Source organism: Streptomyces sp. B15 (assembly GCF_018070605.1).
Classification (GTDB): domain Bacteria; phylum Actinomycetota; class Actinomycetes; order Streptomycetales; family Streptomycetaceae; genus Streptomyces; species Streptomyces smyrnaeus.
Window position 1 is genome coordinate 1 of sequence record NZ_JAGPXJ010000039.1, and the last position, 25,966, is coordinate 25,966.

17 protein-coding genes and 5 pseudogenes are annotated in these 25,966 nt (G+C 71.5%); 12 read left to right on the forward strand and 10 right to left on the reverse strand.

The genetic code is table 11. The features are described from left to right. Positions 1-135 precede the first annotated feature (135 nt). The 3 genes and pseudogenes from KBY19_RS18685 to KBY19_RS18695 form a co-directional block, all read left to right on the forward strand. Positions 136-8,724, forward strand: a pseudogene (locus KBY19_RS18685) (MupA/Atu3671 family FMN-dependent luciferase-like monooxygenase); the annotation flags it as partial. 208 nt (positions 8,725-8,932) lie between these two features. Next, on the forward strand, positions 8,933-9,619 hold the full coding sequence (locus tag KBY19_RS18690; protein WP_180289858.1) for a TMEM175 family protein: 687 nt from the start codon (positions 8,933-8,935) through the stop codon (positions 9,617-9,619). A gap of 95 nt (positions 9,620-9,714) precedes the next feature. Next, positions 9,715-9,894 (forward strand): hypothetical protein, encoded by a 180-nt coding sequence (locus tag KBY19_RS18695; protein ID WP_143674952.1) that lies wholly within the window; start codon positions 9,715-9,717, stop codon positions 9,892-9,894. A gap of 68 nt (positions 9,895-9,962) precedes the next feature. On the opposite strand, the gene KBY19_RS18700 is transcribed toward KBY19_RS18695, so the two are convergent. From KBY19_RS18700 to KBY19_RS18710, 3 genes are all read right to left on the reverse strand, one after another. Beyond that, positions 9,963-10,910 (reverse strand): aldo/keto reductase family oxidoreductase, encoded by a 948-nt coding sequence (locus KBY19_RS18700; RefSeq protein WP_247691149.1) that lies wholly within the window; start codon positions 10,908-10,910, stop codon positions 9,963-9,965. 225 nt (positions 10,911-11,135) lie between these two features. Next, positions 11,136-12,290 carry a cation diffusion facilitator family transporter gene (locus KBY19_RS18705; protein ID WP_210966222.1) on the reverse strand — a complete coding sequence of 385 codons (1,155 nt, stop codon included), beginning with the start codon at positions 12,288-12,290 and terminating at the stop codon, positions 11,136-11,138. Positions 12,291-12,411: 121 nt separating this feature from the next. Then, positions 12,412-13,038 carry a TetR/AcrR family transcriptional regulator gene (locus KBY19_RS18710; protein WP_210966223.1) on the reverse strand — a complete coding sequence of 209 codons (627 nt, stop codon included), beginning with the start codon at positions 13,036-13,038 and terminating at the stop codon, positions 12,412-12,414. A gap of 42 nt (positions 13,039-13,080) precedes the next feature. On the opposite strand from KBY19_RS18710, the gene KBY19_RS18715 reads away from it, so the two are divergent. Beyond that, a complete protein-coding gene (locus KBY19_RS18715) occupies positions 13,081-14,076 on the forward strand; it encodes a hypothetical protein (protein ID WP_210966224.1) in 996 nt (331 codons plus the stop codon). Positions 14,077-14,104: 28 nt separating this feature from the next. Here the strand turns inward: KBY19_RS18715 and KBY19_RS18720 are convergent, their stop codons facing one another. Continuing rightward, positions 14,105-14,587, reverse strand: coding sequence for a MarR family transcriptional regulator (locus tag KBY19_RS18720; RefSeq protein ID WP_307843553.1), 483 nt, complete (start codon positions 14,585-14,587; stop codon positions 14,105-14,107). A 111-nt stretch (positions 14,588-14,698) separates the two neighbouring features. Here KBY19_RS18720 and KBY19_RS18725 point away from each other — a divergent pair, with 111 nt between their 5' ends. From KBY19_RS18725 to KBY19_RS18735, 3 genes and pseudogenes are all read left to right on the forward strand, one after another. Beyond that, positions 14,699-15,445 (forward strand): dienelactone hydrolase family protein, encoded by a 747-nt coding sequence (locus KBY19_RS18725; RefSeq protein WP_099886023.1) that lies wholly within the window; start codon positions 14,699-14,701, stop codon positions 15,443-15,445. Positions 15,446-15,685: 240 nt separating this feature from the next. After that, positions 15,686-15,895: pseudogene (locus KBY19_RS37250) on the forward strand (DUF664 domain-containing protein); the annotation flags it as partial. A 99-nt stretch (positions 15,896-15,994) separates the two neighbouring features. After that, positions 15,995-16,332, forward strand: a pseudogene (locus KBY19_RS18735) (TetR/AcrR family transcriptional regulator); the annotation flags it as partial. 286 nt (positions 16,333-16,618) lie between these two features. On the opposite strand, the pseudogene KBY19_RS18740 reads toward KBY19_RS18735, so the two are convergent. Beyond that, positions 16,619-16,777, reverse strand: a pseudogene (locus KBY19_RS18740) (transcriptional regulator); the annotation flags it as partial. A 6-nt stretch (positions 16,778-16,783) separates the two neighbouring features. Continuing rightward, complete coding sequence (locus KBY19_RS18745; protein ID WP_099886022.1) at positions 16,784-17,299, reverse strand: helix-turn-helix domain-containing protein; 516 nt, start codon at positions 17,297-17,299, stop codon at positions 16,784-16,786. Positions 17,300-17,427: 128 nt separating this feature from the next. Here KBY19_RS18745 and KBY19_RS18750 point away from each other — a divergent pair, with 128 nt between their 5' ends. Continuing rightward, entirely contained in the window at positions 17,428-18,720 is a 1,293-nt protein-coding gene (locus tag KBY19_RS18750; protein ID WP_099886021.1) for an MFS transporter, read from the forward strand. 77 nt (positions 18,721-18,797) lie between these two features. Here the strand turns inward: KBY19_RS18750 and KBY19_RS18755 are convergent, their stop codons facing one another. Then, positions 18,798-19,100 carry a helix-turn-helix transcriptional regulator gene (locus KBY19_RS18755; protein WP_099887022.1) on the reverse strand — a complete coding sequence of 101 codons (303 nt, stop codon included), beginning with the start codon at positions 19,098-19,100 and terminating at the stop codon, positions 18,798-18,800. Between the two features lie 66 nt (positions 19,101-19,166). On the opposite strand from KBY19_RS18755, the gene map reads away from it, so the two are divergent. Beyond that, complete coding sequence (gene map / locus KBY19_RS18760; protein ID WP_210966225.1) at positions 19,167-19,949, forward strand: type I methionyl aminopeptidase; 783 nt, start codon at positions 19,167-19,169, stop codon at positions 19,947-19,949. A gap of 187 nt (positions 19,950-20,136) precedes the next feature. Here the strand turns inward: map and KBY19_RS18765 are convergent, their stop codons facing one another. Both KBY19_RS18765 and KBY19_RS18770 read right to left on the reverse strand, forming a co-directional pair. Further along, positions 20,137-20,592, reverse strand: coding sequence for an SRPBCC family protein (locus KBY19_RS18765; protein ID WP_210955624.1), 456 nt, complete (start codon positions 20,590-20,592; stop codon positions 20,137-20,139). Between the two features lie 56 nt (positions 20,593-20,648). Beyond that, positions 20,649-20,810, reverse strand: a pseudogene (locus tag KBY19_RS18770) (helix-turn-helix domain-containing protein); the annotation flags it as partial. A gap of 328 nt (positions 20,811-21,138) precedes the next feature. On the opposite strand from KBY19_RS18770, the gene KBY19_RS18775 reads away from it, so the two are divergent. From KBY19_RS18775 to KBY19_RS18785, 3 genes are read left to right on the forward strand one after another with little or no spacing between them, the layout of a single operon-like run. Then, entirely contained in the window at positions 21,139-22,590 is a 1,452-nt protein-coding gene (locus tag KBY19_RS18775; RefSeq protein ID WP_307843554.1) for a uracil-xanthine permease family protein, read from the forward strand. A gap of 38 nt (positions 22,591-22,628) precedes the next feature. Next, entirely contained in the window at positions 22,629-24,062 is a 1,434-nt protein-coding gene (locus KBY19_RS18780; protein WP_210966226.1) for an amidohydrolase family protein, read from the forward strand. Then, the gene (locus KBY19_RS18785; protein ID WP_185019141.1) at positions 24,059-24,769 is read left to right on the forward strand and encodes a sulfite exporter TauE/SafE family protein; all 711 of its coding nucleotides are present in this window, start codon (positions 24,059-24,061) and stop codon (positions 24,767-24,769) included. Before KBY19_RS18780 ends, KBY19_RS18785 begins: the two co-directional genes overlap by 4 nt. Positions 24,770-24,773: 4 nt before the next feature. On the opposite strand, the gene KBY19_RS18790 is transcribed toward KBY19_RS18785, so the two are convergent. Then, positions 24,774-25,829 (reverse strand): LacI family DNA-binding transcriptional regulator, encoded by a 1,056-nt coding sequence (locus KBY19_RS18790; protein WP_099886016.1) that lies wholly within the window; start codon positions 25,827-25,829, stop codon positions 24,774-24,776. Between the last annotated feature and the right edge of the window lie 137 nt (positions 25,830-25,966).

The following is a 25,966-nucleotide window of genomic DNA, read 5'->3' on the forward strand; positions in this document are numbered from 1 at the left end:
GCAACCTCGGCGGTGCGGGGAGCGTGAACCATCTGCGCAAGGACAGCCTCGACGGGGATCTGGTCCGCGTCGGCGAGGACACCGAGGAACGGGACCGCGCCACCTTCGTCGCCGTCGGAGCCCCCGCCCCCGGACGGCGACCCGGCCACCGGCCTGCTGACGGCCATGGGGCGGGAACCGGACTTCCTCGCCACCCGAGTCGCCTACCGGCTCGACCTCACCGGCCCCGCCATCGGTGTGCAGACCGCCTGCTCCACCTCCCTGGTCGCCGTCCATCTCGCGGCGCAGGCCCTGATCAGCGGTGACGCCGACCTGGCGCTCGCCGGAGCGGCCGCCGTGCACACCCCCCAGGAATCCGGCTACCGCAGTCACCCGGGCTCCATCCTGTCGCCGACCGGGCGCTGCCGTACCTTCGACGCGGACGCCGACGGCACGGTGGGCGGCAACGGGGTCGCCGCCGTACTGCTCAAGCGGCTCGACCGGGCGTTGGCCGACGGTGACACCGTGCACGCGGTCGTCCTCGGTTCGGCCGTCAACAACGACGGGGCGGGCAAGGCCGGGTTCAGTGCCCCCGGGGTGGCGGGTCAGATCGAGGTCGTGCGGCAGGCACTGCGCAAAGCGGCGGTCGAGCCGGACACCGTGTCGTACGTGGAGGCGCACGGCACCGGCACCCAGCTCGGGGATCCGGTGGAGTTCGAGGCACTGTCGCGGGCGTTCGGGGAGGGCACGGACCACACCGGGTTCTGCACCCTGGGCTCGGTGAAGCCGTCCAACGGCCATCTCGACAGCTGTGCGGGCATGGCCGGGCTGATCAAGACCGTACTGATGCTGAAGCACCGCACTCTCGTACCGACGCTCCATCTGCGCCGCCCCAATCCGGGGCTCCGGCTGGACGGCGGCCCGTTCGTGCTCGGCACGGAACGGAAGCCGTGGGCCGGGCGGCCCGGTGTGCCGCGCAGGGCGGGGGTCAGCGCGCTCGGCGTCGGCGGGACCAACGCGCACGTCGTACTGGAGGAGGCGCCGCCGCGCAGTACCCCGCGAGCCCCCGCGCTCCCCGTGGTCGTGCCCGTCTCCGCGCGGGATCCGCAGGCCCTGGCCGAACTCCTCGACAAACTGCGCGAGCACCTCCGGGCACACCCCGGGCCCGCCCCCTCCGATCTGGCCGCCACGTTGGCCCTCGGCAGGCCCCACCACAGGCACCGCACGGCGGCGGTGGGGCGCACGGGGGAAGAGTTGGCCCGGGCCCTGGAGCGTGCGGCCGGCACCCTTCCACCTCTGCCGGGACCGCCGGCTTTCGCATACCCGGGGCAGGGCAGTGCCCGCCCCGGCATGGCACGCGAGATCTACGCCGCGCACCCCGAGGCCCGCCGCGTCCTGGACCTGTGCGAGCAGGTGTACGCCGAGGAGTTCGGCGGCACCCTGCTGCCCGTGCTCCTCGACGACAGTGCCGCGGACAGCGATGTGCCCTGGCCGACGGAGACCGCCCAGCCCGCCCTCTTCGCCCACCAGATGGCTCTCACCGAGCTGTGGCGCGCCTTCGGGATCCGCCCCGCGCTGCTGCTCGGACACAGCGCAGGAGAGTACGCGGCGCTCTGTGCGGCCGGTGCGCTGTCCGTCGAGGACGGGCTGCGGATCACCGCGTGGCGCGGCAGTCTGATGCAGCGCGGATGCCCGCCCGGGACGATGCTGGCAGTACACGCCGATCCGGCGACCGTGCGGCGCCTGGCACAGGCGGCAGGAGTCGAACTGGCAGCGGTCAACGGGCCGCGCGCCCACGTGGTCTCCGGCGCGGCGGAATCCCTTCGGCAGATGGAACACCTGCTCGATCAGGAGGGCGTCCGGTGGCGGCCGCTGCCCGTGGACCGGGCCTTCCACTCCGCCGCGCTCGACCCCGTCCTGCCCGAACTCCGCTCGTACATCGATAAGTTGGAGCTGCAGCCGCTGCGGGTCCCGCTGGCCGGCGCGCTCGACGGCGTACTGCGGCCGATCGGCTGGCGGGCCGACGCCGAGTACCTGGTACGCCAAGCACGCGAACCGGTCCGCTTCGACCTCGCGGTGGCGACCGCGTCCCGGCAGGGGGCTGCGGACTTCCTGGAGATGGGCGCGGGCAGCGTACTCACAGGTCTGGGCAGACACTGCCTGCCCGACAGCCGCTGGCTGCCCGGCCAGGGAACCGATCCGGACCCCGGTACGGGCGCGGGCGCCGGTACGGCCACGGGTACGGAGCAGTGGCACGGTGTGCTGGCCTCGCTCGGCGAGCTCTACAGCATGGGCGCCGACATCGACTGGCGGGCGGTTGCCCGCGACGGCGGACGCGTCCCACTGCCCGGCCATCCCCTGCGCCGACGCCGTTTCCCGGCCCCCGGCGCGGCTGCGGGGCGTGGTGAGGCCGTTCCGGCGGTGGCGGAATCGGTGGCGGCGCCGCCTGCCGGGAGCCCGGCACTGGACGAGGCCGTTGAGAGCATTCGCGAACTGACAGCGCTGAAGCTGGGATCCACCCGGGCGGATGTCGCACCGGACACGTCCTTCTTCTCGCTGGGCGCCGACTCACTGGCCCTGCTGGGCATGACCACGGAGCTGCAGCGGCTGTTCGGAGTGCGTGTCCCGGTCCGGGAGCTGTTCACCGAGTCCGACACTCCGCGCAAGCTCGCCGAGTTCGTCCTACGACTGCGCGGCGGCCCGGCCCAGGAGGCAGGAACCGCGCATGGTGCGCCCGCGGAAGGGGTCCGCGAAGACGTGGCCGCGCCGGGGCAGCCCCTGGGGGGCGCTCCCGAGACGGCCCCGCGTCCGGCACCCGCCTCCGCACGGGCACCGGAGCAGACACCGGAGGAGACACCTGAGGAGACACCTGAGGAGACACCTGAGGAGACACCGGTACGCGGCGACGACACCGGGCTCCAAGATGTGCTGGCGCAGCAGCTGCGGCTCGCCGGGCAACTGGTCGACCGGGTCACCGGCCTGATGTCCCGCCAACTGGAGATCGTCTCGGGTACGTCCTCCCCGACCGCCGCGCCCGTCTCCCCACCGAAGGCGCCCGCCACCGCTCCCCTGCCCCAGGCCCCCGTAACCGCTCCCGCACCGCAGGCACCACCCGCGGCCGCTGCCCCAAGGCCGTCGTCCGATGCCGTCCCGTCAGCCTCGGCCGGATGCGACTTCAGCCTGTACTTCTTCGGTGACTACCCCGAGACCGGTACGGCTGATACCTACGCGCTGATCATGGAGGCCGCCGAGTTCGCGGACAGCCACGGTCTGCACGCCCTGTGGTTCCCTGAGCGGCACTTCAACTCCTTCGGTGCGCCGTTCCCCAACCCCTCCGTGCTCGCTGCCGCACTGGCGGCGCGCACCAGCAGGGTCCGTCTGCACGCCGGTTCCGTGGTTCTGCCGCTGCACCATCCGGTGCGCGTTGCCGAGGAATGGTCGGTCGTCGACAACCTCTCGGGCGGCCGAACGGGCCTGTGCTTCGCCAGTGGCTGGCACGCCGGGGACTTCGCGCTCGCCCCGGAGAACTTCGGACGGCACCGCGAGGTGATGTACGAACAGTTGCAGACCGTACGCACGCTCTGGTCGGGAAGGCCGCTGACCATGACCGGCGGCGACGGTGAACCCGTCGACGTCGAGCTGCACCCCCGCCCCGTCCAGGACCAACCGCCGCTGTACGTCGCGGTGGTGGGAAACCCGGACAGCTATCGCCGGGCGGCGGCGGAGGGCCTCGGCATCGTCACCAATCTGATGGCGCAGTCGGTCGAGCAGCTGGGCGAGAACATCGCGCTCTACCGACGTACCCGGGCCGAGCACGGCCACGACCCCGACGCGGGGCGGGTGGTGGTGCTGGTGCACACCTACCTCGGTGCGGACGCCGAGACCGCCCGCGCAGAGGCGTACCGGCCGTTCATGTCGTACCTGCGCTCATCGCTCTCCCTCTTCAACCAGGTCACCAACAGCCTCGGCTTCGAAGTCGACCTGGACAACACTCCCGAGGAGGACGTGGACTTCCTGCTCGGCCGGGCCTACCAGCGTTACTGCGACTCGCGCGCGCTGATCGGCGACGAGGAGTCGGCGGCCGGAACGGTACGGCGGCTGACACAAGCCGGTGCAAACGAGATCGCCTGCTTCGTGGACTTCGGCGTACCGGCGGACAAGGTGCGCGCCGCCCTTCCCGCGATCGACCGCCTCCGCGCCCGCACATGCCGGACGGCCCCCACGGCTCCGCCGGCGCCCGCCAGAAGGGCCCTGTCGCCCGCGCAGCGACGGATCTGGTTCATGGAACAGCTGCACCCCGGCACCAGCATGTACCACGAGCCCAAGGCGATCCGGCTGGAGGGCCCGCTGGACACAGCGAGGCTGAGGTGGGCCCTGCGCCGGCTCGTGGCCCGCCAGCCGGCGCTGCGTACCGTCTTCGGCACCGCCGACGGGGTCCCGTACCAGGAGACGCGGACGGACGCCGCGATCGACTGCCCGGTGGAGGACCACACCGGCGCGACCGAGGAGCAGGCCCTGCGCTCCGTTCTGGAGACCGAGGGCCGCCGGATCTTCGACCTGAGTACCGGTCCCCTGTTCTCGTGCCGGCTGCTGCGCCTGTCCGACGAGCGGCACCTGTTGTTCCTGCTGGCCCACCACATCGTCTTCGACTCCTCCTCCACGGAGGTGTTCGCCCGCGAGATCGCCGCCCACTACCGCTGCGGACCGGACGGCGATCCCGCGCTGCGCCCTCTCGTCGCCCGGCCGACCGCCCCCGCCGACCCCTCCCGGGTGGCCGAGGCGCTCGCCTTCTGGCGGCGGGAGCTGGCGGACGCACCGGAACTGACGCTGCCTTCGGACCGGCCCCGACCGCCGGTGCGCTCCGGTGAGGGCGACAGCCTCACCCATGAGCTGGACGCCCGGCTGACGTCCCGGCTGCGGGAGTTCGCCGCCGAGCGGCGCGCCACCCTATTCATGGTGCTGACCGGCGCGATCGGCGCCGTGCTCGGCCGGTTCAGCGGGCAGCGGGACATCGTGGTGGGCACGGCTGTCGCCGCCAGGCCGGAGGAGGCCGGGGACGAGATCGGTATGTTCCTCGACACCGTGGCCCTGCGTCTCGACCTGTCCGGCGACCCGGACTTCACCGCGTTGCTGCACCGGGTGCGCGAGCGCAGCACGGCGGCGTACGAGCACCGGGACGTCCCCTTCGACGAACTCGTCGGCGCGCTCAATCCGCGTCGTGATCCCGGCCGCAACCCGCTCTTCCAGGTGATGGTGGAGTACGAGAACGAGAGCCAGGTGGGGTTCGACCCGCCGCGGCTGACCGCCACTCTCCTCGACACGCCTTCCGCACGCGCACCCTTCGACCTCGGTATCTATCTGACGCACCACCGCGAGGGCGTGCGGTTCATGGTCGAGTACGACACGGAGCTGTTCGGGCAGAGCGACGTGCGACGGCTCGTGGACTACGTGGAGCAGGTACTGCGGCGGGCCCTCGCCGACCCCGGCGCCCCGCTCTCGGCGCTCACCGCGCTCACCGACGCCGACCGCACGACACTGGCGCGGCTCGGCCGGCAGCAGGAGCCCTCGCCCGCCGTGGAGGAGACCCTGCACGGCCTGTTCGAAGCGCAAGCACGCCGGAGGCCCGACGCCGTCGCGCTGGTGACCGATCAGGGGCAGCAGCTCACCTACGGGGAGCTCGACCAGCGTGCCGACCGCCTCGCCCGGTGGCTGCGCCCGCACGGGGCAGTCCGTGGCGAACGCGTCGCGGTCGTACTGCCGCGCGGCCCCGAGCTGATCACCGCGCTACTGGGCGTGCTCAAGAGCGGAGCGGCCTATCTACCGCTCGACGCCTCCCTGCCATCCGCCCGCGTCACACAGCTCCTGGACGACGGCCGCCCCGTGCTGGTCCTGACGACCGAGGCACTGCTCACCCGGCATCCCGCCCTCCAGCTGTGGCCTGTGAGGACCGTGGAGCAGGCAGCCCGCCAGGAGGAGGCACCGGACCGGAGCCCGGACGAGGACGTCCTCGCCGTGCGCCCCACGGATGCCGCGTACTGCGTCTACACCTCGGGCTCCACCGGCCGCCCCAAGGGCGTCGTCGTGCCCCATCGAGGTCCCGTCAACCTGATCCTCCGCCACCTTGAGCAGCATCCGGCGCTGCGGACCCTGCAGTGGACCTCGCCCGCCTTCGACGTCAGCGTCCAGGAGATCTTCACGACGCTGGCGTCCGGGGCAGCGCTCGTGCTCATCGACGACGAGGTGCGACACGATCCGGCGGCACTGACGGACGCCGTACAACGCCACGGCGTGCAGCGGATCTTCATGCCCTGCACTCCGCTGACGTACCTGATGGAGACCGGCCCCCGCATGCCCGCCCTGCGCGAACTGTTCTCCGCGGGCGAGGCGCTGCGGCTCACCCCCGCGTTCCACAGGTTCCTCGCCGCCCATCCGGAGTGTGCCCTCTTCAACCAGTACGGGCCGACCGAGACCTCCGTCATCGTCACCTCGCACCGGGTCGACCCCGCCCACGGGGCCTGCCCGCCCATCGGCACACCGATCCCCGGGGCGCGGATCCGGCTGCTCGACGCGGACGGCAGGGAGGTCCCGGTGGGTGCCGTCGGTGAGCTGTATGTGGGGGGTACGGCGGTGTCGTACGGCTATCACGGCCGCCCCGAGGAGACAGCCGCTGCCTTCGAGCCGGTCGGCTCCGGCGAGGAGATGTGCTACCGCACCGGAGACCTGGCCCGCTGGCGGGGAGACGGGACGCTGGAACATCTCGGCCGCATCGACGACCAGGTCAAGATCAGGGGCCATCGCGTCGAGCCCGCCGAGGTCCAGCAGGCTCTGACGCGGCAGCCCGGCGTACGTGAGGCCGCGGTGCTGGCCCGCCGCGACAGCCACGGCGAGAGCGAACTCGTCGCCTATGTCGCACTCGCCGGCCCGGACCGGCCGGCTCACCGACCGGACCGCCGGGGTCAGCCGGATCGGCTGGATCGGCCGGATCAGCCGGACGCCGTGCAGGAGCTGCGGGCCGCCCTGGCCGCCGAGCTCCCCGACCACCTGGTGCCCCGGCGCTGGGTGCGGGTGGAGAGGCTGCCGGTGAACGCCGCCGGGAAACTGGACCGCGACCGGCTGCCCGACCCCCGGGACACGGCAGACACGTCAGACACGTCAGACACGGCGGACAAGCCGGACGACGCACACCAGGAACCGGGCAGTCCCCTGGAGAAGGCACTCCACGAACTGTGGTGCGCCGAACTCGGCGCCCGCCGTGTGGCCCTCGACCGCTCGTTCTTCGAGCTCGGTGGCCACTCCCTGAGCGCCGTACGGTTGTTGAACCGAATGGCCACGGAACACGGTGTCGAGTTGTCCATGGCGGACTTCTTCCGCGCACCGACCATCCGCGCCGTCGCCCACCGCATCGACCCCGGACCGCTGCGGCCGGTGGAGACGGTGCCCATGCCCGCCACCCTGCGCAGGCTGTGGCGCCGCCACCACGAGCGTGCCGATCCCAGCGTCTACAACGTCACCCATCGGGTCGATCTGCGAGGTGAGCTGGACCCGCACGCGCTGGCTCAGGCGCTCGAAGGACTCGTACGACGGCACGACGCGCTGCGCAGCAGGGCCGTGCGGCACGGCGGTGAGCTCGCGGTCGAGGTCCTGGCCGAGGTACCGGTGGAACTCCCCGTCAGCGACCTCACCCGGCTCGGCGAGCAGGAGATCGACCGATGGTGCCAGGACCAGGCGAGACACCCGTTCGCGATGGACCGGGCGCCGCTGTTCCGCTTCCGGCTCGGCAGATCGGCCGACGACCGATGGGTCCTGGTCGCCGTCCTGCACCACGCGATCTGTGACGGCTGGTCGATGGGCGTCCTGTGGCGGGAACTGCAGACGCTCTACAACGACGGGGCCGCTCAGCGGCTCCCCCTGCCCGCTGCTCAGTTCACCGACTATGCGCGCTGGGAGAGGGAGCAGCTCGACGACGGTGAACGGCGAGGACGCCTGGAGGCGTTCTGGCAGGCCGAACTCGACGGCGTACCGCTGCGCCTGAACCTGCCTTACGACCACCCGCGACCGGACACCCTCTCCGGTGCGGGAGCCCTGCACCAGCAGGTCATCGACGGCGCGGTACCTGCCCGTGTCGCCCGGACCGCCGCCCGTCTCGGCACCACGCCGTACGTGGTCCTCGCCGCCGCGTTCGCCGCCTGGGCCGCCCGGCTGTGCGGGCACTCCACCGATGTGGTGCTCGCCGCCTCCAGCGCCAACCGCGCCGGCCGCCAGGAGCACGAGGAGGCGGTGGGCCTGCTGGGAGACGCCGTTCTGCTGCGCGCACGCCTTTCCGAAGCCACCGACTTCGCCGACCTCGTCACCGGTCTCGGACCGGCTCTCTTCAACGCCCTCGATCACCAGGCCCTGACGCTGAACGAGGTCGTCCGCCTGCTGGCTCCCGAGGAGGCGGACAGGCTCTACCCCACCGTTCTGTTCACCGTGGTCACCACCCCGCCACCGGCCCTCGACCTGAGAGGAGTCACCACCGCCGTCCGGGGCCTGCCCACCGTCGGAGTCGCCCGCAACGAGCTGTACGTCGTCCTCGAACCCCGGGGCGGAGATATCACCGTCACCTTCGAGTACTCCACAGATCTCTTCGACGCCGCGACGATCGCGCGCTGGGCCCAGGAATTCACGCGGCTGCTGGCCACTGTCACCGACCAACCGACGACCGCCCTCTCGACACTGCTCACACCGACGGAGGACGACGTTTGAGAGAACGATCGCCCGCCGTCCGGGCCGGGCCGTCCCCGCGCGCGGGGGCGGCCCGGCCGGTGCATGCCCCGACGCGGGGTTTCTCAGGTCGGTGCTGACGGCGACGCTCGTCCGAACAGACCGCCTGGTCGTCGCACAGGGTGTCTGTTCCTCACCCCGCCCGTGTGGTGCCGGGTCGCAGGCGGTCGCGCTCCGTAGGGTGCTGCGGGTGAACCAGGTGGCCGGCCCCGGAGACGCAGCTCAGCGGCTGCTGACACTCTCGGACGGCGTCTTCGCTATTGCGCTGACTCTGCTGGTCCTCGACATCACGGTGCCGGAGGACCTGGACGCCCGGCAGTACGGTGAGGCACTGCGGGAGACCACGACACAGCTTTGGAGCTACTTCCTCAGCTTCGTGATCATCGCGGCGTTCTGGCGTGAGCACCAGAACATCTTCAGCACCGTTCGCCGGGTCGGCTCGACGGAGATCCATCTCACCCTGCTCGGTCTCGCGCTGGTGGCCCTGCTGCCGTTCCCCACCTCGCTGCTGTCGGACTACAGCGAACACTCCACGGCAGTCGCCCTCTACTCGGCCAATGTGGCTGCTACGGAGGCGGTGCTCATGCTGCTCTGGCACGTGGTGTGGAGCCGGGAGGAGGTGCGGCGGCAGCCGGGGAGAACAGCGGTCCGACGCGCTTCTGTCATGGACGCCGCCCCTCTCGTCGTCGTGTTCGCCGCGGCGGTACCGGTGGCCTTCCTCTCCCCCGCCGTCGCGATGTGGCTGTGGGCCTGCCTCATCCCTCTCAAGATGGCCACAGGGCGACGGGCGCACCGAGCGTGGCGGGAGCTCCGCCGGGACCCGGACGGGGAACCCGATCAGCGGGACGGGGGCGCCAGGCACGAAAGCCGGGGCTGACCCTCTCGCCGCTCCCCCGGTCGGCGCCAGATTCTGTCGCCGAAACGGAGCTGGGTGCGGTGCAGTGCACTGCGCGCAGCGGGTACACGTGGGACATGAGTGAACGCGACGAGCGACCACGGACACCCGACCTTCCGCCCCCTCCCGAGGCGGAGGAGCTCTCGGAGGACGCAGCGCCGACAGAGGAGGAGGAGGAAGAAACCGCACCCCGCGGCGGCAAGGAGGACGCCGGGGACTACGTACGCGACGAGACGGCAGGCGAGCCGACGGACTGAGCCCACCGGCAGTGTCCAGCAGCGCTCGCCTTCGGCCCCGTCCCGCGAGAGGACAAGGTGGAGCGGGCCTACGGGAGAGGGGCGCCGCGTGCGGCGACCCACAGCTCGTACCACTCCTGGTGCGTGAGGTCCGGCTCCCGCAGGACCGCGTCCCGGCAGGCGTGGATACGGTCGGGCCGTGTCGTGCCGACCACCGGTGCGATGGCCGCCGGGTGCCGCTGGAGCCACCACAGCACGATCGTTTCCGCAGTGGTGTCCTTGGACCGGGCCAGTTCGGCGACGAGTTGACCGGCCTGGCCGGAATCGGGGCCGGTGAAGCGTCCGCGGGCGAGCGCTCCCCAGGCCTGCAGCTGAATGCCGTGGGCGGAGCAGAACTGGAGGGTTCCGTGCGGGAAGCCGATATGGGCGAGGGCGGAGGTGTTCACCAGAACCTCGGACTCGATCCAGTCCCGGTGGTCGAGGCTCATCTCCAACTGATTCACGACCAGCGGGAGGTCGAGATGGGCCTGCAGGTGGGCGATCTGGGCGCCGCTCATGTTGGAGACGCCGAACTGCCGCACCAGCCCCTGGCCGTGAAGGTCGGTGAGGGCCGCTGCTATCTCCGCGGGAGGGGTGAGGGGGTCGGGCCGGTGCAGGAGGAGGACGTCGATGACGTCGGTGCGCAGCCGGTGCAGGCTCTCTTCCACTCTGCGCGCGATGGTGGCACCCCGCAGGTCGTAGCGGCCGACCTGGTGCTCGGCGGGGAGGCGGATGCCGCACTTGGTCTGGAGCACGATCTGGCCGCGTAGTTGGGGGTCCCTGGCCAGGACTTCACCGAAGACGGCCTCGGACTTGCCGTGCTGGTAGATGTCGGCGAGGTCGAAGACGGTGATACCGGCTTGTCGCGCGGCGTCCACGGCGGCTTCGGCCTGGGCGATGTCATCCGCTGTGTACGGTTCGGTGTCCCACCCGCCGCCGAGGCCCATGCATCCGTAGACGAGTCGGGCGTCGTGCACGTCCATCCGCGCCCCCGGCATCCAGCAGCCTCCTTCTTGCCCGCACCGGCTCTTCCACCGGCCTTCTGCACCGGGTGAGCCCGGTTGCCCGGGTGACGCCGGTCAGTGCCCAACGGTCAGTGCTCAACCTACCGGGGACGCTCCGCCCGCAGGCGGGCTGGACCCTGCGTGGGAGCGGACGCGTATCGACGCGCCATGCGCTGCGCACATCCCCGCACCGGCCGGTCCGGCTCCCTCGGCGGCGCGTCAGCCATCGGTGTCGCGGCCGTTCTCGGCCGCCTCGGCGGCGCGTTCGATCTCCTCGCGGACGTGCCGGGCCCGGCGGCGGTCACCGCGGGTGGCGTCGGTCACGTCCAGGAAGATGTGGTCGACGTCGGCGCACTGTGCGGCGAGGTTCTGCTTGACGCGGACCAGGGCGTCCTCGACGTGCTCGCTGTCCACGCCGGGCACGAGGTCGACCCGTGCGGCCAGCAGCACCGAGTCGGGGCTCATCCGCATCGTGAGCACCTCGATGACGGCGTCGATCTCCGGCTGCTCGTCCAGCAGATCGATGATCTCCCGTTGGAGCTCCGGATCGGCCGCCTCGCCGATGAGCTGGTCCTTCGCGCTGCGGCCCAGGGCGAAGGCGATATGGACGAGCAGTACGCCGATCAGCAGCGACGCCACCCCCTCGTACCAACCCTGGCCGGTCGCCATGTGCAGTGCCATACCGGCTATGGCCAGCAGTACGCCCAGGCATGCCGCGCCGTCCTCCGCCAGGACCGTCCGCAGCGCCGGGTCGCCGCTGTGCCGTACCTCGGCGGTCATCGACCGGGTCTCCTCCTTGGCCCGGCCCCGCGCCTGGAGCAGCGCCCGGGCGAGCGAGGTGCCCTCGGCGAGCAGCGCCACGAAGAGCACGACAAGGCCCATGAGGTACCCGGTGAACGTCTCCTCGCCGCTGGCACTGAACGCCTCGAATGCCTGGAAGAAGGAGAAGCAGCCACCGGTGACGAAGATGCCGACTGCGGCGAGCAACGACCAGAAGAACCGCTCCTTGCCGTAGCCGAACGGATGCGCGTTGTCGGCGGGCTTGCGGCTGCGCCGGAGGGACGCGAGCAGAAAGACCTCGTTGAGACTGTCGGCCACCGAGTGCGCGGCTTCCGACAGCAGCGCCGGTGATGCCGCGACGAAGCCGCCGACCAGTTTGGCAACCGCGATGAGCAGATTGGCGCCCAGCGCGACCCACACGGTCGTCCTGGTCTCGCCGTCCCGCTGGGCAGCTGCGGAGCCCAGCTCCGCGGGGCGGGTCTCGCCGACATCCCGTCCTTCGGACCGGACGTGGACGAAAGGCGCACCGTCCCGCCCGCTCTCGCGGACCACCGTCCCGCAGACCGTCTCCGCGCTCTGCGTCACCTCGTCCATCTGCTCCTCGACCTCTCTCGTCGTCGGGTACGGGGTCCCCGGGGACGGATCAGCGAGTACCCGGCGCCGGATCGGCGAAGCGGGTCGGTTGCCGGGGCCGTCTGTCGCCGACTCCGGAGCGTCAGCCCAGCAGCTCCCTGGCCAGTGCTCCGCTCCACCACTGCTCGACCTGGTCGGGCGACCAACCGCGCTCCGCGGTGAGTACGGCGTAGACGTCGATGTTGCACACAGCCGCGTAGATGTCCGCGGCCGAGGTCACATCCAGGCCGTGCCGGAGGACATCGGCGGGCCAGGACGAGAACACCTGCACCCGGGTCTCGTCGGCGCGGGCACGGCCGTCGCGGTAGAGCGCGGCCAACTCCGGCTCGGTGCGGCCCGCCTCGCGGATCAGCGTGATGATGTCGCCTGCCCGCTCGAAGAGCCGCCGGTCGTATGCGGCCATCGCCGCCAGTTGCGCGGCGGGGTCCGCACCGGGTTCCTCCAGCTCCGCGACCAGTTGCGACACATCGGCCGACAGATCGGCCGCGTCGGCCAGTGCCCGGGTCAGTTCCGCCTTGTTCCCGTACGCGGCGTAGACGGTGGGTGCGGAGACCCCCGCCTCGCGCGCCACCTCCCGCACGGTCGTCACCGCCCATCCCTGGGAGACGAACAGCCGACGGGCGGCGCGGGCGACGTCCGCGCGGGTCTCCTGCGCCTGCGCCGTACGGCGCAGCGAGTCGTAGCGGCGTCGTCCCGGCTCCGTGCTCATGCGCCCTGCACTCCTTCGCTTTACGGGCCTTATAATGAATAGATGATACGTCAAAAATCCTGGTGGACCGCCATGAGCTTCCCGCGTCTCGCCGGTGTCGCCGCCTTCGGGTTCGCCTTCCTGATCGTCATGGGCAATGTGGTCGTGGCCCCTGCCGGCCTCCCCCGCACCGGCGCCGACATCGCCGAAGTCACCGCGTTCTTCGGCACGGAAGGCGACCTGGTGGGCGTGGGGACCGCCCTCACTCCCGCCGCCTGGGCGCTGGCCACGCTGTTCGGCGCGGGCGCGGTCGCCGCGCTGCGGCAATCGGAAGGCGCGCGCGGCGAGGCGTGGTCACTGGTCGGGTTCGCCGGCGTCGTCCTGCAGAACGCCGCCTTCGCCGGGGTCATCGCGATCCGCCTCGCCATCGCGTCGACGACCTCGCAGGACACCAGCGCGACACTGGGGCTGTGGGCACTGCACGACGCGCTGTTCACTCTCAACGGCACCTTCCTGGCACTCGCCCTCGTCGGCCTGTCCATCGGCGGTCGACGGGCCGGACTCATCCGACCGTGGCACCGCACATGGGGACTCCTGTCGGCCACGCTGCTGTTCACCTCGGCGACCCTCGCCCCGCTGGTCATCGACCACACCGGTCCGCTCGGGCTGCTCGGCCTCTTCGGCTGGCTGATGTGGGTGGTGTGGCTGGCCGCATACGGCACCGCCCTGATCCGCCACGCCCCCGCCCCCCCCACGCCCCGCGGCGGTCGGCTGACCGCCCGGAATCGGCTTCCACCGAGCCGGGCAGCACTGTGCCGCGTTCGCCGGCCTGCTTGCCTCCTCGTCACCCGGCGAGTGGCCGGGGGCTTCGTCCAGGGGTCGACCGCCTTGGAGGCGTGGACATCCATGTCGGAGCGGCAGAGCGTCTGCGCCGAGAACGGTTTCGCCTACGGATGCGTCGGCGCCGACATTCACGTCTTCAGCGACGGGCTACCGGTCCATGTGCTGGAGGACCGGCGTCCGGCGCCCGGCGAAGTCGCCCGCGCAGCGGCACCGTGAAGCACCGCGATCAACCCGGGTGCGCGGCTCAGGAGGCCCGGGTGTGGTGGTCCAGCAAGCGAGTGAGCAACTGGAGGAACTGGTCGCGTTCGGCCGTACTCAGCGGAGCGAGCAGTTCGTCGTGGAGGTCGTCCAGGATCTTGTCGAGGTGGCGTAGTCGGCGGCGGCCCCGGGCGGAGATCGTGATGACGTTGCGGCGCCGATCGTCGGGATCCGGCACCCGCTCGACGAGGTCACGCTCGGCCAGTTCCTTGAGGACGCCGACCATGTCGCTGCGGTAGATGCCGGAGCGCCTGCTCAACTCCGCCTGGCTGCCCGGCCCGTACTCCTGCAGCGAGGCGAGCACGGCGTAGTGCCATTTGCGGCCGTCGGCCCTGGCCAGCCCCTCGTTGATCAGTCGGTCCGACCGCATGGTGAGCTGCGACAACAATCGGCTCGCCCGCCGACGCAGCCTGTCGGGCGTCTTGCGCGCGCCGTCGTCGGACATGTCCGCGGCTTGAGCTCCGTTCACGGTCCCAACCCTATCCGTTGCGTTAGTCCCACTAACGATGTACTTTCACTCGCGCCTCGGAAACGTTAGTGAGACTAACGCTGACGGGGCGGACTCCACGGAAGGACGACCTTGCCCGACAAGACAGTGCAGATTCCCACCATGGACGGCCGGGCCGACGCGTTCGCCGCCTTCCCCGACGGTGACGGGCGGCATCCGGGGGTGCTGATGTACGCGGACGCCTTCGGTATCCGCCCCGTGCTACGGGAGATGGCCCGCGAACTGGCCGACCACGGGTACTACGTGCTCGTCCCCAACTTCTTCTACCGACACGGCCCGACACCGGTGATCGAACTCCCTGAGCACATCGGAGAAGAGGTCCGCCCCGCGATCATCGCCCAGCTGATGCCCCTGATCGAGGAGCACACCGCCGAGCGCATCCTGAGCGACGCCGACGCCTGTCTCAGCTTCCTCACCGCCCAGCCCGAGGTGGCGGCCGGACCGTTCGCGGTGACCGGCTACTGCATAGGCGGACTCCTGGCGCTGCGTACTGCCGCCGCCCACCCCGACCAGGTGGCCGCCGTCGCCGGATTCCACGGCCCCGTGGGCGCGGACGGGCCCGACAGCCTGCGACGCCTTCTCTCCCCGCTCACGGCCCAGGTCCACCTCGGCCACGCGGAAACCGACATGGCGCCCGAGTCCCTGGCCGAGCTCAACCAGGCTCTGGACGCCGCGGGTGTTCAGTACACCTCCGAGATCTATCCCGGCACCGTCCACGGCTTCACCATGTCCGACACCGACGCCTTCGACCCCGCCGCGCTGCAGCTTCACTGGGACCGCCTGCTCCCCCTCCTGGACCGCACCCTCACCCACAGCTGAGCCTCCGATGCGGAAGCCGGACGGGCGAGACGCGGTACGAGCACGCGCCGCCATCGCCTTACCTGGCGACAGCCCTGGTGACAGCCACCTCGACGTCGAGTCGGCATCGAGCCGTGATGCCGGCCCGACGCCCTCGGAGATCTCGTGCGCGACGGGGAGGGCGCGCGAGGGTGGCCGGCGGAAAGGTGTCCTTGCCATCCTTGTTCGGTGAACGATGACCAGCGCATACCTCCCTCGAAGGTGGCCGACGACCGCGCGTCGCTCACCTCGTTCCTCGACCACCAGCGGGCCACCCTGGCCATGAAGTGCCAAGGGCTGACCGGCGCACAGCTGAGACGGAGGGCGATCCCGACCTCACAGCTCACCCTCTTGGGCCTGGTACGCCACGCGGCGTCCGTCGAGCGAAGCTGGTTCCGCTTCGCCCTGAACGCCGAGGATGTCGGGCCGCTGTGGCCCGGCGAGGTCGACGGCACGGCCGGATACTGCAGGGGGCAGGTCGCGGACGGGGTTGCTTTCGGAGACGTGCGGAGTGCTGGTTGCTGGACCGGCCTTGCCGCTGTTCGTGCGTTCTTCGAAGTCACCCTGGAGGCGCATCGCCGACCCCGAACTACCTGATGGATGCCTGATTGCCCAGTCAGCCACGGCGATTCCAGCGCTGAGTCCGAGCGTCGCAGCGCACGCCCAGCAGGCGCTCGGCTCCCAGCGCCGGCGCCTGCGCGCTGAAGGCCGGCCGACTGACCGACCAGGGCGCCGAGGCCTTCGCCGTACATGCGGCGGCCGTGAACCAGTCGCTCGCCGTCATGAGCAGGGCCGGGGCGAGCCCGGCGCAGTTCCTGGCTGTCGTGGGCGTGACCCTTGACGCGCTGTCGCAGGCGCTCCGCGCGTGACGAATCCGACTACGGCCGTCGGCCGGCGGACCCGCAGCCTGTTCGCACAGTCGTTTCATGAGTGAGAGCAGTCCGTCCGTACTGGTCGAGCCGCGGACGAGCAGGTGGTGGCGGCGGTGAGGCTGTGGCGGTCCACACCGGTCGTACAGGCGCGGTCCCTTCGAGCCGTTCCCGGTCCGGTACCGGTTCCACCCGTGCGGCTCGCCAGGCCGAGCGCCGCGGGTCGCACCGGGCAAACCCGGGCGCGAGCTGTCCGGCGAGCTCGCCGAAGCACGGCCGGTGTGGCTCAGTGGGTGACGTTCACGCGCTGGGTGCCGATGACTGAAAGCAGCCGTAGCGCCTCTTCGGAGGGCGAGCCCGGGACCGCTGTGTAGATCACGACCTGCTGGTCACGGTCGGTGATCTCGAGGACGTCGCAGTTGACGGTGACCGGGCCGACCGGTGGGTCCCGTCACCGCTTGCGCTGCCTCGACTGCCTCTCGGGCTTTCCGGTCTTCCCGGCCTTCCCGGTCTCCTCCGCGTCCTCCACCTTCTCCACCGCGGTGTCCGGGGGCGCCACCGGCTGTCCGTCCGCCGCCTGGACCTCGAGGCGGCGCAGCGGTCGGCCGGTACGGCGGTCGAGCAGGCGGGAGTGGGGCTCGCCGGGGGCGAAGCACTGGTCCTCGCCCCACTGGCGCAGGGCGACGATCACCGGAAACAGGGCTCGGCCGCTGTCCGTGAGGACGTACTCGCGGTGGGACGCGCCCTCGGGCGCAGGCGCACCGCGCAGCACTCCGGCCTCCTCCAGCGTCCGCAGCCGGGCGGCCAGAATGTTCTTGGCGATGCCCAGGCTTCGCTGGAACTCGCTGAAGCGGCGGCTGCCGTCGAAGGCGTCCCGCACGATCAGCAGCGACCATCTGTCTCCGATGGCGTTCACGGACCTGGCGACGGGACAGGGGTCGTCGTCGAAACGGATGCGGGCGACCATTCGGCTCCTTCCCCAGGACTCCACGGGGTCTTCGGCTCTCCGGCTCTCCCCATGCTGGTTGCAACATGCTACCTCGTACGACTACGGTCACGCCGGTAGCAAGATGCAACCGAATGGGAGGCGTACCCATGGCGATCGAGTGCTCGGGCAGGGCCGGCGAGGCGAGCGGGCCCGATGGCCGCGCGACGCCGGTGCCGACGGCGGTGCCGGACCTGTCGCCACCCGCCCGGCTCGTGCCGCTCCTCGCGCTGGCCTGCGGCAGCTCCGTCGCCACGGTCTACTTCGCCCAACCCCTCCTGGTGACCCTCGGCGAGCGGTTCGCGCTCGGCCCCGCGCTGCTCGGCACGATTGTCACCGTCACCCAACTCGGCTACGCGGCAGGCCTGTTGCTGCTCGTGCCGCTCGGTGACCTGCTCGACCGACGACGGCTGATCACCGCACAGCTCGGGCTGCTGGCGCTCGCCCTGCTGGGCGCCGGGCTGGCGCCGGGCGCTGCGGCGCTGCTCGGTGCGCTCGCCGCGGTCGGGCTGCTCGCCGTCGTCGCCCAGACGATGGTCGCGGCCGCGGCCGCCCTCACCCCGCCCGCCCGGCGCGGCCGCGCCGTGGGAACCGTCACCGGCGGCATCGTCACCGGCATCCTGCTGGCCCGCGCCGCCGCCGGTGCCCTTGCCGACCTCGCCGGCTGGCGGGCGGTGTACCTGGTGTCCGCCGGCGTCACCGCCGTACTCGCCGTGCTGCTGCGCCGTGCTCTGCCGTCGACCCTGCGGCCGGCCATGCCGCCGTCCGACGGGGCCGGAAAGATGTCCTACGGACGGCTGGTGGCCTCGACCGTCACCCTGTTCGTCCGGCATCCGCTGCTGCGGATCCGCGGCGCGCTCGCTCTCCTGGTGTTCGCGGCCTTCAGCACGCTGTGGAGCACCGTGGCGCAGCCGTTGAGCGGTCCGCCGTGGTCGCTGTCGCATACGGCGATCGGCGCGTTCGGGCTCGCCGGAGCAGCCGGGGCCGCCGCCGCGGGAGTGGCCGGACGCTGGAACGACCAGGGGTTCGCCCAGCGCACGACCGGCGCCGGTCTCGCCCTGCTGACGCTGTCATGGCTTCCGATCGGCCTGACGGGGCAGTCGTTGTGGGCGCTGGCGGGCGGTGCGGTCCTGCTGGACTTCGCCGTACAAGCGGTCCACGTCACCAACCAGACCATGATCCACGCCGTCCGACCCGACGCGGGCAGCAGGATCATCGGCGGCTACATGGTCTTCTACTCGGCGGGCAGCGGCCTCGGCGCCCTCGGCTCCTCCCTCGCCTATGCGGTGGCGGGCTGGCCGATGGTGACGGCCCTCGGCGCGGCGTTCAGCCTCGCCGCCCTGCTCCTGTGGGCAACGACCCGTCGCACGACCGTGGTCGGACCGACCGGGGACATCGGTTGAGAGCCGCGCCGCCCACGCCTTCCCGCTTGTCGAAGTCTGCTACGTCTGCGACGCACGCGCAGCTGCGGGACGCAGCTTTACGCGGTCAACTGCCCGGGGGCGTGGTGGCCGACGTCGGCCGGTCCAGCGCCGGGTTCGGGCCGGCTGATCTCGGCCCACACCGCATCGAGGGAGAGGCCGAGGACATCGGCGATCGCCGCGATGGTCGGGAAGGCAGGGGTGGCCACGCGGCCCGACTCGATCTTCCGGAGGGTCTCCGGTGAAACACGTGCGTCGAGCGCGACATCGAGCATCGAGCGCTCTCCCCTGGCCCGACGCAGGAGGGCGCCGAGGCGCTGTCCGCGTTCGACCTCTGCGGGAGTGAGCGGCAACCTGACCATGACTCCCATACTAATACCGGTATAGTATGGCCGGTATAGTTATTGGTTGCATCTGAAGGGCGCCGCATGATCGAGATCCTGAATCCCACCCTGTTGACCCGGGCCAGAGACACGGGCGCCCTGGTCGCCGACATCCTGCAGACGCTGAAGAGCCGCAGCACGGTCGGCACGAATCTGCTGGACATCGACCGGTGGGCGAAGAGCATGATCGTCGATGCCGGAGCGCTGTCCTGTTACGTCGACTACGAACCGTCCTTCGGACGCGGCCCGTTCGGCCACTACATCTGCACGGCCGTCAACGACGCCGTGCTCCACGGACGGCCCTACGACTACAAGCTCGCCGACGGCGATCTGCTGACACTCGACCTCGCCGTCTCCCTACGCGGAGTCGCCGCGGACGCCGCCATCAGCTTCATCGTGGGCAAGGCAGCGCCCTCGGAGAGCGTCGCACTGATCAGCACGACCGAGCGCGCGCTGGCCGCGGGGATCGCCGCTGCCGGGCCCGGGGCTCGCATAGGTGACATCTCCCACGCCGTCGGCACGGTCCTCAGCGAGGCGGGATATCCGATCAACACCCAGTTCGGAGGCCATGGCATCGGATCGACGATGCACCAGGACCCGCACGTTCCGAACACCGGACGGCCCGGCAGGGGATACAAACTGCGCCCTGGACTGCTGCTGGCACTGGAGCCGTGGATCATGGCGGACACCGCTGAACTCGTCACCGACGCCGACGGGTGGACGCTACGAAGTGCGACAGGCTGCCGGACGGCGCACAGTGAGCACACGATCGCCATCACCGACGGCGGAGCCGAGATCCTCACCTTGCCGAAGCAGGCGCAGCCGTGAGGTCGAAGCCCCCAGGCCACGTTCCGCTGCGCCGAAGCCCGCTGCGCCGAAGCACTGCATCGCGGACCGAGCTTCGAAGTCGAATGCCCGACGCGGAGCCGGGCGGATCGCCCTCTCGGCTGCCGTCGCACCTGCGTGAGCACTTCGCGGACGAACGGGGCAGCAGGCCGGCTGCCCCGGCGGGCGCTCACCCGGCCGGGCCCCGGTCAGCCGTCTCGCCGGCGTAGGTTGCCAGGCCGTCGGCCATCCGCCGCATGAAGCGGGTGAGGTACCACCGCCACAGCGGTCCCGAAAGGGGCAGCTTGGGCTCGAAGCCGGCCGACCAGGTGATGTCGGTACCGCCCTGCGGCGCCTCGGCGAGTTCCACGGTGCCCCGGTAGGAGCGGAACGGGCCGCTCACGTTCTCGTAGCCGAAGCGCTGGTCGGGGACCAGCTCGACGATGCGTTCCCGGGAGACTGCCCGGCCGGTACGGAAGATCCGGGTGTCGCCGACGCCCTGCCGCTCCCCGGGGTCACTGCCGTCCTCGATCTCGACGGCGTCGATCGGCGACCACGACGGCCAGGTGGCCGCGCGGACGAGCGCGGTGAAGACAGTCCCGGGGTTCGCCTGGGAATGTGCGGTGACGGCGTAGTTGTACGGCATTCCCTCACGCTAGGGCGGGGAGCGCCGGTGGGGGATGCGCACGATTGCGCACCCGTCTACGCATTCTTGCGGTACACCGACGGTCGAACGCCCATGTGCGCCAGGAACGCCGACGACAGGCTCCCGGGACTGGAGAATCCGCAGCGTTCGGCGATCTGCGCGACAGTGAGCTCCGTGTCGGCGAGCAGCCGCCCAGCCTGCTCGATCCGCAATCCGGTCCTCGGGCTGCTGACGCGGAGACCGGGAGGGCGGCCCACCACGATTCCGAGCTGAGCGGTCATCCGGCACTCCGCCGTGCGACACCGGCAGGAGGGGCGCCGCCGTTGTGGTGGTGGCGGCGTGCACTGCTGCGGTGCGGCCGGTCGCCGCTGACCCCCCTTGACGGAGTCTCCTCGCGTACGCAGTACGCCGGTCGCGGCCGCGCGCGATGTGTTGACTCGGCATGAACGGCCTCCCATACTGACGGCCAAATCGATTTGGCCACCGTCCGGGCCCGATTGTGCAGGCCAACACCGAGCGAACCGCACCCGAGAGGGAGCCCTCATCGTGTCGCTACGCAATGCTCTTCGTCGAGGCCCGGACCCCCGCACCACGCCTCGCCCCGACGGTCCGCAGGTGCACCCCGTCGACGACTACCGGCCGCTGCACCGGATGCTGCTGTTCGGCATCCAGCACGTGCTGGTCATGGCCGCCACTCCGATCTCCAGCATCTTCCTGGTCAGTTCGACCCTCCACCTGACCCCGGCGCTGACCGCCAACCTCCTGTCCGCCGCGTTCGTGCTCTCCGGACTCGGCTCGCTGCTCCAGTCGCTGGGGCCGTGGGGCATCGGGGCGCGGCTGCCCTTCGTGATGCTGCCCGGTGGCGCTCCCCTGATCCTCTTCCTCTCCATCGCCGAGCAGCACGGAGTACGCACCGCAACCGGCGCAGTCGTCATCACGGCCGTCTTCTGTTTCGTGGTGCTGCCGGTCTTCTCCCGACTGCTGAGGTTCTTCCCCACGTTGGTCATCGGCACGATGATCGTCATCGTCGGCGTGAATCTGGTGAAGGTCGGCGCGCTGCTGGTAACCGGGCGTCCGGGCAGCAGCGGGTTCGCCGAGCCGCGCGCCTTGCTGCTCGGCCTGGCCACGGTCGGCTGCACCGCGCTGGCCTACGGGATGCTGCGGGGCACGCTGCGTCAGCTGTCGGTGCTGCTCGGGCTGTTGGCCGGTACCACAGTGGCCGCACTGCTGGGCCGGGTCGAGCTGGAGGCCACCGGCGGCGGTGCGTTGCTGCACGCACCCCAGCTGATGCCGTTCGGCACCCCGCAGTTCGCGCTGCTCGCCTCCTTGCCGCTGCTGGTCTACAGCCTCGCCTCGATGGCCGAGGCCACCGGACAGACGGTGATCAACAGCGCGGCCGTCGGTAAGGAGCCGGACGCCCGTCGCGACGCACCGAAGACCATCCGGGGCGACGCACTCGTCTCCTTGGCGGGCGGCTTCTTCGGGCTCCCGCTGATGGTCACCAGCGGGGAGAACATCGGCATCGTCCGGATCACCGGCGTCCGCAGCCGCTTCGTCACGGTCGCCGCAGGCCTCGTCCTGATCACCGTAGGCTTCCTCGCGCCGGTGGCCTGGCTCGTCAACGCCGTTCCCGCCCCAGTGGTAGGCGGCACCGCGCTGGTCGTCTTCGGGGTGATCACGGTGCTCGGCATCCAGATGCTCGGACGCAGCGGCCTGGACGACCACACCAACACCTTCATCGTGGCCGTCGCGCTGGCACTCGGACTGCTCCCCATCCTGGTGCCCGGCGTATACGGTCAACTGTCCCCGAATCTGCGGATCCTGCTGGAGAGCGGCGTCGCGGTCGGCGCCTTCAGCGCAGCCCTGCTGCACGCGCTCTTCCACCGAGCACCCTGGCGTCCCCGTACCACCACGGCCGTCGGGGCCGCGGCAGTGGGGACCACTGCAGGGGCCACGCCGGCCGGCCCCTCGGGGACCGACCGGGAAACCGCCCGTTGACTCCTCACACCTGCCACCCCTTCACGAAAAAGGACGCCATGACCCCCCTGCGGACTTCCGAACCCGGTGCCCTCGCACGCAGCGACGGTTCGCCCCTGCTCCTGGTCCCCGACACCGTGCTGCTTCCCGACGGGCCCGCCGACGGTCACGCGGTCGTCGTGGACGGCACCGAGTTCACCGCCGTCGGACCGGCCGCCCGCCTGTCCCGCGACTTCCCACACCTGGCACCTGAGCGATTGCCGGGCATCGTGCTGATGCCCGGCTTCGTCGACGCCCACCACCACCTCACCCAGAGCTTCGGCGCCGCACTGGCCTTCGGCGAACCGTCGGAGATATTCCGCCGCGTGTGGGCACCGCTGGAGGGCGCGCTGGACGAGGAGTCGGCATACGTGGCGGCGAAGCTCGCCTCGCTGGAGGCGCTGCGCGGCGGTTTCACCACCGTGGCCGAAGCCGGAACGCGCGCCCCGGTCGACGTGGAAGCCGTGGCGAGCGCGGCACGCGACGCGGGACTGCGCTGCGTCCTGGGGCAGATCTGCAACGACTCCGACCGGAGCCGGGACCCCGGCGGACCCGGAAGCACACAGGAGATCTCGGCGCTGGCCGAGAAGCATCTCGCCCGCTACGAGACCGATCCCCTGGTGCACCCCTCACTGGCCGTCTCCCTCCCCGAAGCGGCCACCGAGCGGACCCTGAAGGCCACATCCCGACTGGCCGCCGAAGCGGGGACGGTCCTGCAGATACACGTCAACGAGCACCTCGCCGCTGTCGAACGCTCCCTGCTGCAGCACGGCTTGCGCCCCCTGGAGCACTTGCACCGGCTGGGCGTGCTCGGGCCGCAACTGCTCGCCGCGCACGCCACGCTGGTCACCCCCGGCGAACTCACCCTGCTGCGCGACACCGGCACCGCCGTCAGCTACAACCCCGTGGCCAGCGCCTGGAAGGGCAACGCCGTCGCACCCGCCCTCGCCATGGCCGAGCAAGGGATCCGGTTCGGCCTGGGGAGCGACGGCACCCGCGGTGACGCCTTCCGGCTGCTGGACGCCGCCGAGACCGCCCAGCGCCTCACCTACGGGCTGGCAGGCGGCGACTCCTCCTGCGGCGGTGGCTGGACGTGGCTGGACCACGGCACCCGGCTGGGCGCCGACGCGGTCGGGCTGGGTGGCATGACGGGGGGCCACGGCGTGCGTACGGGCGTGGTGGCGGCGGGTGCCGCAGCCGACTTCCTGCTCGTCGACCTCACGGGCCCGGAGATGTGCCCCTCGCACGATCTGCCCTGGGAGCTGGTACGGCGCGGCAACCGCGATCAGATCACGGCGGTCTTCACCGCCGGGTGCCTGCGTCTGTGGCACGGCTGGCCTCCGCACTGGGACGGAAGGAGCCTGGTGGCGCGCGCTGCGGAACTGGCGCGTGAGGTGGTGCGGCGGGCACCGGTGGTGCGCGCCCACCGGACCTCCACGGCAGCCGCCCGATGAGCGGCGAACTCCTCATCCTGCTGGCGGTGACGGTGGCCGCTGCCGCCTTCGTCCAGGGTGCCAGCGGCCTCGGCTACGCACTCATCGTCGCGCCGGTGGCGGGCCTGGTGGACCCCGGGCTGCTGCCGGTCTTCCTGCTGGCGTCGATGATTCCGCTCAATCTGTACGTCGCCTGGCGGGAGCGCTCCAGCCTCGATCTGCGCGGTGCGGGCTGGATCACGGGCGCACGATTGGCGGCCACCCCCGCGGGGCTGCTGCTCCTCGCGGTGATCCCGGAACGGGACCTGGGCCTGTTCGTCGGGGGCGCGACCGTGCTCGCGGCGCTGGTCAGTCTGGCGGCACCGGAGTTCGCTCCGGGCCGGGGCGCCTTCGTGGGCGCCGGGCTGGTCACCGGGATCACCGAAACCGCCACGGGGGTGGGCGGCCCGCCGCTCGCGCTGGTCTACCAGCACCGGCCGCCGTCCGAACTGCGCTCGACGGTGGCCGTCTGTTTCCTGGTCGGCGAGATCGCCTCCCTCGTGCTGCTGTTCGCGACCGGGCGCGGGCACGCGGACCACCTCGGCACGGTGCTGTGGGTTCTGCCCGCGCTCGCGGCCGGGGCGGCGTTGAGCAGGTTGGTGCACCAGCGGCTCGACGCGCGCCGCCTGCGGCTGGCGGTGCTGGTCTTCGCGCTGGTGTCGGGATTGGTGCTGATGCTCGGGATATGAGGGCTCAGCGCTCGTCGGCGACGGCGGGCTCCCGGCGGGAAGACGCACGTGTGACCAGCCGGGGGCCCGGAGCTCGCCGTGGGGCACCTGGTGGCTCGCCGTGCAGCCGCTGCAGCAGCAGCTCGACCGCGTCGGACGCGGCCTGCTCCAGGTGCAGGTCGACAGCGGTCAGCGGGGGCGTGCAGGTCCTGGCGCGCAGGCCGTCGTACCGGGTCACGACCATGACGTCGTCCGGGAGTCCGCGCCCGCTGTCGCGCACCGCTCGCACCGCGCCCACCGCGAAGGCGTCGACCAGCACGCACAGAGCGTCCGTGTCCGGATGTTCGCGCAGCAGCGCGGCGCACGCCTCATAGCCGGCCGACTCACCACCGGCCTCCTCGGCCACGGCCGTCACGGGCGGCCATCCGTACCGTTCCGCGGCCCGCTCGTAGGCCGCCCGGGCGTCCACTGCCGGGGACCGGGTACCGGCTGCCGTGACCAGGGCGGGGCGCTGGGCCCCTTGCCGGAACAGATGGTCCAGCAGCAGTTCGGCGACCGCCTCGCCGTTGAGGTCGACGTACGGCACCCGGCCGGTGTCCGGCACCGGCCGGCCCAGCGCCACGCACGGCAGCCCTCGCCCGGTCAACTCGGCGACGAGCGGATCGTCCTCCCCCGGCTCCACGACGATCGCCCCGTCGACGTCGACGGTCCGCAGCCCCGCACCCGTCTCCCCCGGCGGGAGCAGCACCAACGCGAATCCGTGCGCCAGTGCGTGTTCCGCGGCGGCGGCGGCCACCTCCATGTAGAACCCGAGCCGGGAGGGCCCCCCGGCCACCGCGAGCGGCATCGAGGACAGCAGGGCGATCGCCTTGGCCTCGCCGCGGCGCAGCCGCTGGGCCCGCAGATTGGGGCGGTAGCCCAGTTCCTCGGCCACCCGTTTGACCCGCTCGCGCGTGCGCGGGTCGACCTTGCCCAGTCCGTTGAGCGCGTGCGAGACCGTTGTACGGGAGACGGAAGCGGCCCGCGCGACATCGGCGATCGTCGGCTGACGCGGTGCGGAACCCGGGCGGGGGCTGGCCATCGGTGGGGGAACTCCTCACGGTCTGCGTACCGCCCCAAGTCTCCCTGATGCGCCCCGGCAGCGGTATGCCCCTTGCCCTCGGGCGCCGACACGCCGGTTGTCCGCGCGGGAGGGGCCGTACCGGGCCCGAGGCGGAG

What these genes read in the sequence shown, in the direction of transcription:
- KBY19_RS18765 (WP_210955624.1), bottom strand. Translation starts at nt 20,592, where the DNA reads ATGCCGTACAACTACGCCGTCACCGCACATTCCCAGGCGAACCCCGGG.
- KBY19_RS18750 (WP_099886021.1), top strand. Translation starts at nt 17,428, where the DNA reads ATGGCGATCGAGTGCTCGGGCAGGGCCGGCGAGGCGAGCGGGCCCGAT.
- KBY19_RS18745 (WP_099886022.1), bottom strand. Translation starts at nt 17,299, where the DNA reads ATGGTCGCCCGCATCCGTTTCGACGACGACCCCTGTCCCGTCGCCAGG.
- KBY19_RS18780 (WP_210966226.1), top strand. Translation starts at nt 22,629, where the DNA reads ATGACCCCCCTGCGGACTTCCGAACCCGGTGCCCTCGCACGCAGCGAC.
- KBY19_RS18695 (WP_143674952.1), top strand. Translation starts at nt 9,715, where the DNA reads ATGAGTGAACGCGACGAGCGACCACGGACACCCGACCTTCCGCCCCCT.
- map (WP_210966225.1), top strand. Translation starts at nt 19,167, where the DNA reads ATGATCGAGATCCTGAATCCCACCCTGTTGACCCGGGCCAGAGACACG.
- KBY19_RS18755 (WP_099887022.1), bottom strand. Translation starts at nt 19,100, where the DNA reads ATGGTCAGGTTGCCGCTCACTCCCGCAGAGGTCGAACGCGGACAGCGC.
- KBY19_RS18715 (WP_210966224.1), top strand. Translation starts at nt 13,081, where the DNA reads ATGATACGTCAAAAATCCTGGTGGACCGCCATGAGCTTCCCGCGTCTC.
- KBY19_RS18785 (WP_185019141.1), top strand. Translation starts at nt 24,059, where the DNA reads ATGAGCGGCGAACTCCTCATCCTGCTGGCGGTGACGGTGGCCGCTGCC.
- KBY19_RS18790 (WP_099886016.1), bottom strand. Translation starts at nt 25,829, where the DNA reads ATGGCCAGCCCCCGCCCGGGTTCCGCACCGCGTCAGCCGACGATCGCC.
- KBY19_RS18710 (WP_210966223.1), bottom strand. Translation starts at nt 13,038, where the DNA reads ATGAGCACGGAGCCGGGACGACGCCGCTACGACTCGCTGCGCCGTACG.
- KBY19_RS18705 (WP_210966222.1), bottom strand. Translation starts at nt 12,290, where the DNA reads ATGGACGAGGTGACGCAGAGCGCGGAGACGGTCTGCGGGACGGTGGTC.
- KBY19_RS18700 (WP_247691149.1), bottom strand. Translation starts at nt 10,910, where the DNA reads ATGCCGGGGGCGCGGATGGACGTGCACGACGCCCGACTCGTCTACGGA.